The 7,642-nt window shown below is 68.5% G+C and carries 7 protein-coding genes and 1 tRNA gene; 2 read left to right on the forward strand and 6 right to left on the reverse strand.

Annotated elements, in window-relative coordinates; all coding sequences use genetic code 11:
* The 3 genes from D473_RS0122280 to D473_RS27785 form a co-directional block, all read right to left on the reverse strand.
* Positions 1-1,589, reverse strand: a 1,589-nt coding sequence (locus D473_RS0122280; protein ID WP_026127204.1) for an amino acid adenylation domain-containing protein, incomplete at its 3' end; no start/stop codon positions are given.
* A 170-nt stretch (positions 1,590-1,759) separates the two neighbouring features.
* Positions 1,760-3,130 carry a serine hydrolase domain-containing protein gene (locus tag D473_RS0122285; RefSeq protein ID WP_026127205.1) on the reverse strand — a complete coding sequence of 457 codons (1,371 nt, stop codon included), beginning with the start codon at positions 3,128-3,130 and terminating at the stop codon, positions 1,760-1,762.
* A 671-nt stretch (positions 3,131-3,801) separates the two neighbouring features.
* Positions 3,802-4,047: a hypothetical protein gene (locus D473_RS27785; RefSeq protein ID WP_017611259.1), complete on the reverse strand. Its 246-nt coding sequence runs from the start codon at positions 4,045-4,047 to the stop codon at positions 3,802-3,804.
* A 222-nt stretch (positions 4,048-4,269) separates the two neighbouring features.
* Here D473_RS27785 and D473_RS0122295 point away from each other — a divergent pair, with 222 nt between their 5' ends.
* Positions 4,270-5,544, forward strand: a complete 1,275-nt coding sequence (locus tag D473_RS0122295) for a sensor histidine kinase (RefSeq protein WP_152436907.1) — start codon at positions 4,270-4,272, stop codon at positions 5,542-5,544.
* Positions 5,532-6,185, forward strand: coding sequence for a response regulator transcription factor (locus D473_RS0122300; protein ID WP_017611261.1), 654 nt, complete (start codon positions 5,532-5,534; stop codon positions 6,183-6,185). The genes D473_RS0122295 and D473_RS0122300 overlap by 13 nt, the downstream gene beginning before the upstream one ends.
* 78 nt (positions 6,186-6,263) lie before the next feature.
* On the opposite strand, the gene D473_RS0122305 is transcribed toward D473_RS0122300, so the two are convergent.
* The 3 genes from D473_RS0122305 to D473_RS27520 all read right to left on the reverse strand — a co-directional run.
* Positions 6,264-6,339 (reverse strand) — tRNA-His (locus D473_RS0122305).
* 129 nt (positions 6,340-6,468) lie between these two features.
* Complete coding sequence (gene orn, locus D473_RS0122310) at positions 6,469-7,131, reverse strand: oligoribonuclease (RefSeq protein WP_033353850.1); 663 nt, start codon at positions 7,129-7,131, stop codon at positions 6,469-6,471.
* 223 nt (positions 7,132-7,354) lie between these two features.
* A partial coding sequence (locus D473_RS27520) for a hypothetical protein (RefSeq protein ID WP_161626434.1) occupies positions 7,355-7,642 on the reverse strand: 288 nt, incomplete at its 5' end.

Raw genomic sequence — 7,642 nt, forward strand, 5'->3', positions numbered from 1 at the left:
GCGCCGACCTTCTCGGTGCCCAGCACGGAGGCGAACACCTCGGCCAGCTCCCGTTCCACCCGGGAACGCGGGGCCACATACTCGTCGCGGGCCCTCGCCGCCCGGTCCGGTTCGGGCAATGCGCGCCGGTCCACCTTGCCGTTGGCGTTCAGCGGCATCGTCTCGAGCGGTACCAGTACCTGGGGCACCATGTACGCCGGGAGTTGTCTGCCCAGGGCCTCTCGCACGTCGTCGGTGTCCTGCTCGCTGGGGGAGCCGTTCGGGCCCACGACGTAACCGACCAGCTGTCGGCCGCCGGAGGCCGAGCGGTGCACCAGCACCACTGCCTCGGCGACCTCGGGCCGACGCAGCAGAGCCGTCTCGACCTCACCGAGTTCGATGCGAAAACCGCGGATCTTGACCTGGTCGTCGGCGCGGCCGGTGTATTCCAGGAGGCCCTCGCTGTTCCAGCGGGCCAGGTCGCCGGTGCGGTAGAGGCGTTCGCCGGATCCGAAGGGGTCGGCCACGAACCGCTCAGCGGTCAGTGCGGGGCGATCGTGGTATCCGCGGGCCACGCCTGCACCGCCCACGTAGAGGTCACCGACCTCGCCGACCGGGACGGGACGCAGCAGTTCGTCCAAGACGTGCGAGCGCATCCCGTCGAGCGGGCCGCCGATCGGTACCGGGGTCGGAGCGGGGCCTCCTTCCGCCAACGAGAAGTGGTTGGCGAACGTGGTCGTCTCGGTCGGACCGTAGGCGTTGGAGACCAGGATGCCCGGGCACGCGTCGCGCACGCTTTCCAACGCGCCGGGGTTGGCGGCCTCACCACCGCTGAGTACTTCCCGCATCCCGGCGAAACAAGCAGGGTCCTGGGAGGCGTACAGCGTGAACAGGGAAGCGGTCACGAACGTGGCCGTGACGTCGTACCGCCGCACCACGGCCGCGAACTCCCCGGCGTCCAAGTACCCGGGCGGGGCGACCACGACGGTGCCGCCGTTGAGCAGGGGGGTCCAGATCTCGTAGGTGGCCGCGTCGAAGGCGTGGGAGGAGTGGAAGAGCACCCGTTCGTGTCCACCGTTGCCCCAGCGGCGGTCCTTGGCCAGACGGACGATGTCGTCGTGGGTGACCATGACCCCCTTGGGGGCGCCGGTCGAACCGGATGTGAACATCACGTAGGCCAGGCTCCCCGGGTGGAGGCGCGTCGCGCCGGCCTCGGGCGTCGTGGGTGAGACCGTCTCGTCCAAGTGGACGACGGAAAGCCCGTCCCGGTCCGGGACACGCGTGGCCGAAGAGGAATCGACCACCATGCAGGACGCTCCGGTCTCCCGGGCCAACCGCAGGATCCGCTCATCCGGGTCATCGGTGCGGATCGGTACGTAGGCCGCACCCGCACGCAACACCCCGAGCATGGCCGTGATCACGTGCGTGCTCCGCTCCAGAGCGAGGAGCACCGGGGACTCGGCGCCGGCTCCGTGCGCGCGCAGGCGTGCCGCCACGGTGGCCGAATCGGCATCGAGGCCGGCGTAGGACAGTTCCCCGGCCGGGCCCGTGACCGCGATCGCGTATGGATCGCGTGCCACCTGTTCGGCGAACGCTTCGGGAACCGTCACCGAGGATCCTTCGGCCCCGCGCCTCTGCCCGGAGAACGAGGTGGGGGCGGACAGGTTCTGTGAGGACAGCACGAGCAACTACTCCTGGGTTCGGGAAGGGAGCGGCGAACCGGTGGCAGGGGCCACGGGGGGAAGGGATGGGGCGAGCGGCTCGGACCAGGGAGCGGTGCTCAGACCCGGGAGTGCACCGGGAACGGTGTCCGGCGGAGTGTGCGGCCGTTGTACTGCATCGACGCGATCGCCCCCGGGGCCGTGGGGTCGGGAAGGAAACGACCGTTGAAGGACATGCCGCCGAGGTCTCCCACGGTGACGGAGAAGTTCAGGCCGGAGGTGATGGTCAGGGGGCCGGAGAACCCGTTTGCCAGGCCGAACCAGAACTCGTCGGGACCCGTTCGGGTGACATCGACCTTCAGATCGCCGTTGACGTATCGGCCGGTGATGTCCTCGCGGGTGACCGCGCCAGGGGACCGGGGCGCCGACTGGCGGTAGTGGCCCACGTCCAGGCCCAGATCGCGCAGACCGGCCACCAGTTCCTCCCAGAGTTGCAGCCCGGAGGTGCCGTTGGTGGTCAGGGCCAGGGCCGTGCCTCCTTCCGGGTCGACCCGGAGGTTGCAGGTGCTTCCGTCCAGCGTGCCGTCGTGGCCGTACCAGAGTCGGTCGCCGGCCAAGTGCAGGGCCCAGCCGGCGCCCCAGCCGTCAGCCAGCCCGAACGGGTCGGCGGCGGGAACCGAACGGCCCATCTCGTGCAGTATCTGCGGATCGGCGATGTCGGTGTCCAGGGCTGCGTCCTCGGGGGACATGAAAGCGCGACCGAAGTTCACCAGGTCCGTGGCGCTCCCTGCCAGGCCGCCCGCCGGGGTCAGAGCGGGCTCCACGTAGGGGGCGACCGCGTCGACCGATCGTGAGACGAGGTCGACGGCGTGTCCGCTGACGGCCGCGGGGGCGGCGCCGGGGTCGCGTGCGTCGTACACGAAGGACGGGTCCAGCCCGGTGGGAAGGGCCAGGTGTGACTCCAACGTCTGCCACCAGTCCTGTCCGGTGACGGTTTCCACCAGGTAGGCCACCAGGGAGTAGGCGCTGTTGGAGTAGGAGAAGGCGGTCCCCGGTGCACTGACCGGCCCCTGCTCCAAGAGGGAAGCGGCTTGACGACGCAGAGAAGCGGATCTGACCGTTCCTTCGTCGTGGTCGGAGACCAGGCCTGCGGTGTGGCTCAGCAGTTGGCGGGTGGTCATCGCATGGACCGGGTGGTCCTCGGAGCGGCGCAGACCCGGCAGGTAGGTCGTCACCGGGGCGTCCAGGTCGATGTCGCCGTCCTCGACCAGCTGAAGAACGAGAGCTGCGGTGAAGATCTTGGAGACCGAGCCGTAGGCGAAGCGGGAGCGGGCGGTGACGGGAACACCCGTGCCGGCGTGCTCGACGCCTGTGGCGAGTTCGTGCAGTTCGCCGCCGTGGTACAGGGAAAGTTGGGCTCCGGGGACCAGGGCTTTGTGAGCCAGATCTTCGAAGAGCCGTGAAATTGCTGTAATCACGTCATCCCTCATGGTGTACGGAGAATGATGGATCCGCTTGGTGATGTTGGTGGCTGAGGTTGTAGCCAGCGTTACCGACGGCCAGATACTTCACCATACCTTCGGGGTGGGTCAAGGGATTCGGTTGATCCCTGAACGTACGGTTCGAGCTTGCTTGATCGAGGAATGGAACCGCGCGTGTGTGTGCCGTTGGAGTTACCCGAGACGGGTGTCGGTGAATGAAACGAAAGATGGGAGCGGCTCATGTTTCTCTGTGGCCAGAGTGCCGTCGAACTGTGCCGTGCGGGGCGGATGCTTGATCGATGGCTGCCTTGATCTGCATCTTTGCTCCCCTCTGCGGGGGAGGGGCGGGATCGTCCTGGAAGCGTGTGCGGCGCGATTCCCTGATTCCGGTGCCGATCCTGGCCTTTCGGTGTCCACTGGCCAGGCGGTGTTGATCGCTTGTTTCGGATGCGGACCCGAGTAATGGTGATCGAGTTCGTCGAAGTGACTTGGGTCACCGCAGAGCCGAATGAAGTAAAAGAAGAACACGCCGGGGCATGTTCCGAAAGAGTAGCGTTACATCCGCCATTGCTGATTGGCCACATGCGGCCATGAAAAAGCCCACCCGGGCTCCGGGTGGGCTCTGTCCGCTTGAAGCGAGAAAGATGAATATTGTTCTACTTATGTACTTAGTAGTTTCATCATTTCCTGTGGTGCAAATGGTGCATGACGAGCAGGACGATGCACAGGACGGTCAACAGGCCGAACGCCACGCTGACCAGCGGGTGGAAGGGGCCGAAGGAAGTGGCCGCGTTCGCTGCGGCTCCGAGGATGATCAGCAGCCACAGGAGGACCCGGACCGTGTGCCGGCCCTGGCGGGGAGAGTCATCGCCCTCGCGCCGACCGGCGTGGCTCGGACTCTGCGTGAAACGGTAGGGGTCGCTCATCTCGTTCTCCTGGAAGCCTCGGTCAGCGGGGACGTGGGTCGGCGCGGCCGAGGAAGCGGGACATACTCGCACGACCTTAGGGGCACGGGCACCGGCGGGACGATCCCGCACGCTGGACAGTCCGGGTACAGCAGGCTGTACCGTTGCACGTTCCCGCCGCCGCACGAAGGCCCTCTGCCGGTAGGGTGGCGGCGATCCGGCCCCTCCGGCCAGGAAGTGAGCATGCCCCCCACCGACAACGACACCAGGCCGTTTCGAGGACTGATGGCGACCGGGCTCAACAATGTCTTCCTGAGCCTGGAACGCCTGGCCGGCGGACTGACCACCGCCCTGATGGCGCTGTTCTGTCTCGCTGCCCTCGCGGCCGTCCTCCTCACGAGCCTGGCGGGCGTGGGCCTGCTCCTGCTGCCCGTTGCCCTGCGCCTGGTGAGTACGGTCGCCGATCGGGAACGCCAACGTCTGTCCCGATGGGGGGTGCCAGTACCGTTGCCCGCGGAGGCCGATCACCCGAGCGGTCCGGTCGAGGCGTTGCGGGCCCTGGTGCACCGAGTCCGGGTCCGACGTGATCTGGCCTGGTTGTCGTGCCATTCCACGCTGGGACTCCTGACAGGACTTCTCGGGGTCCTCCTGCCGATCATCGCCGTCCGGGACAGCACCTTCCCCCTGTGGTGGTGGCTGCTGCCTCCCGAGGCGGCCGGGGCCTCCATCGGCGTGCCCGTCCACAACTGGTCCACGGCCCTGGCCGTCGGTCTGCTGGGGGTGGCCTGGGGAGCGCTCGTCTTCGGTGCGGAACCGACCCTGGCACGGCTCCAGTCGTGGCCCGGCCGCCGGCTTCTGGGGCTGCATCCGCAGGAGCTCCTGACCGAGCGCATCACCGCACTCACGGCGACCAGGGCCGCCGCGCTGCAGTCGCACACCGCGGAACTGCGCAGGATCGAGAGGTCCCTGCATGACGGGGCGCAGAGCCGGTTGGTGGCCGTCATCATTCAGTTGGGGGCAGCTCGCCGCGCGCTACGGGCCGATCCACGGCGGGCGGACGCCGCGGTGGAACAGGCACAGAGCACAGCGGAGGATGCTCTGGCCGAACTGCGGGGACTGATCCGCGGCATCCTGCCCCCGGCCCTGGAGAACCATGACCTGGAGGGGGCGCTCGGCGCTCTGGCCCAAGGCTGCTCGGCCCCCTGCACGGTCGAGTGCGCAGAGCTGGGTCCCCTGGCTTCCTCCATCGAGGTGACGGCCTACTTCTCCGTGGCCGAAGCCGTCACCAACGTCACCCGGCACAGCGGGGCCGAACAAGCCCGCATCCGGGTGACCAGGGCAGGGGAGAAGTTGTACGTCCACATCCATGACACCGGACGGGGAGGCGCGGACGAGCGAGCCGGATCCGGCCTGGCGAGCATCCGTCGCCGTGTGGAGGCGCATGACGGCGTGCTCACCGTCGACAGCCCCGTGGGGGGACCGACCGACATCGGATTGGAGTTGCCGTGCGGGTCGTGATCGCCGAGGACGACGCCCTGCTCCGGGAGGGGATGGCCGCCCTGCTGCGGGACGAGGGCTTCGAGATCGCCGCGGCCGTCGGCGAGGTCGACGCGTTGGTCGAAGCTGTGGCCGAGCACCGTCCCGACATCGCCGTCATCGACGTGCGCATGCCTCCGACCTACACGGATGAGGGCATCAGGGCGGTGGTGCGCGCCCGCGGCATCTGTGAGGGGCTGCCGGTCGTGGTGCTGTCGGCCTGGGTGGAGCAGTCGTTCGTGACCGAGTTGATGGAGAGCGGGACCTCGGGTATCGGCTACCTGCTCAAGGAGCGTGTCGGCCGGGTCGAGCAGTTCCTCGACACCCTGCGCCGGGTCGCGGAGGGAGAGACCGCCATCGACCCGGAGGTCGTGGCCCAACTGTTCGTCCGCAAGCACACCGACGACCTCCTGTCCCTGCTCAGCCCCCGTGAACGCGAAGTACTCGCCCTCATGGCCGAAGGGTTGGGCAACGGTGCGATCGCCGAGAGGATGACCGTCACCGAAGGGGCCGTACACAAACACATCCGCAACATCTTCGGTAAGTTCGACCTGGTCCCGGACGACCGGTCGGATCGGCGCGTGGCCGCGGTGCTGCGGTACTTGAACGCGATCGGGCAGTGAGCACCCGGCGGAGGGGTCCGGGCCGTACCGGGCGTGGAAGAAGAAAGGCCCCGACCGTCCGGTCGGGGCCTTTCCCTCTGGGGTGAGTGACGGGACTTGAACCCGCGACATCTTGGATCACAACCAAGTGCTCTGCCAACTGAGCTACACCCACCACGTGCGCCTGGCCTCTCGGCCTTGCGTACGTTTCCATCCTAGCGGATCCGGAGGAGTGCTTCGAACGCTTTCCGCGACTCGCTCCCGTGTGCGTGCCGACAGCGGGGATCCGAGAGGAGAGCTCCGCTCACTTGCCGCCGGCCTCGGCGGCGGCCTCGGCCACCGACGCTGCCTTGCGGGCCTCCACCCCGTTGCCGCCCTCGACGATGTCGGCGGCGACGGCACGGGACACGGCGGTGCTCGGCCCGGGCTCGGGGGTGAACCCGGCGGCACGGTAGTACCGCAGCTCGCGGATGCTTTCGGTGATGTCGGCGAGGGCACGGTGGCCGCCGGCCTTCTCCGGTCCGGCGTAGTAGACGCGCGGGAACCACCGGCGCAGGAGCTCCTTGATCGAGGACACGTCGATCATCCGGTAGTGCAGGAACTCGTCGATGCGCTTCATGTCGCGTGCCAGGAAGGTGCGGTCCGTGGCGATGGAGTTCCCGCACAGGGGCGCCTTGCCGGGCTCGCGCACGTACTGGCGGATGTGTTCCAGGACCGCGTCCTCGGCATCCTGGAGGGTGACGCCCTTGTCGAGCTCCTCGAGGAGCCCGGAAGTGGTGTGCATGTCGCGCACGAAGTCGCCCATGCGGTCCAGCGCGGCCTGCGGGGGTTTGATCACGACGTCGATGCCCTCGTCCAGGACGTTGAGCTCCCCGTCGGTGATCAGACAGGCCACCTCGATCAACGCATCGTTCTCGAAGTCGAGGCCCGTCATCTCGCAGTCGATCCACACCAAACTGTCATTCATACGGGTCAGCTTAAATGCCACAGAAAGCGGCCCGGTACGCCGTTCGGCCCCGTGAGCACCCCGCGCGTCCGCGTACCGGCCGCACGCGTTCGTCCCCGCGCGCAGGTGTGCCGCGCGCGTATGCGGTGCGGGGCCGCATACGTCGGGGGCGGCGCGCACACGCGCGCCGCCCCCGATCCCTGCTCCCGTGCCGGCCGACGACCGCCGCGGGATCACGCCGGTGTCAGTCCCAGACGAACTGCCGGGGCGAACCGACGTCGAAGACCAGGTACATCCAGTCCCAGACGCCCCACACCTGCAGGTAGGTCGCGACCAGCACGGCCACCACGACCAGGGACAGGACGAGGCATCCGCAGCCGCATCCGCTGCGCTTCTTCTTCCGGGGAGGCTGCTGCGGCCCGGCGCCCGGGTAGGGGTGGGCGCCCCCGTGGCCGCCGGACGGACCCCACGGCGGGGGTTGGGGACCGCGGTGACCGGGACCGTGCGGGCCGTCCATCGGCGGCTGCCCGCC

Origin of the sequence: Nocardiopsis xinjiangensis YIM 90004, from assembly GCF_000341145.1 — a bacterium.
Lineage (GTDB): Bacteria > Actinomycetota > Actinomycetes > Streptosporangiales > Streptosporangiaceae > Nocardiopsis > Nocardiopsis xinjiangensis.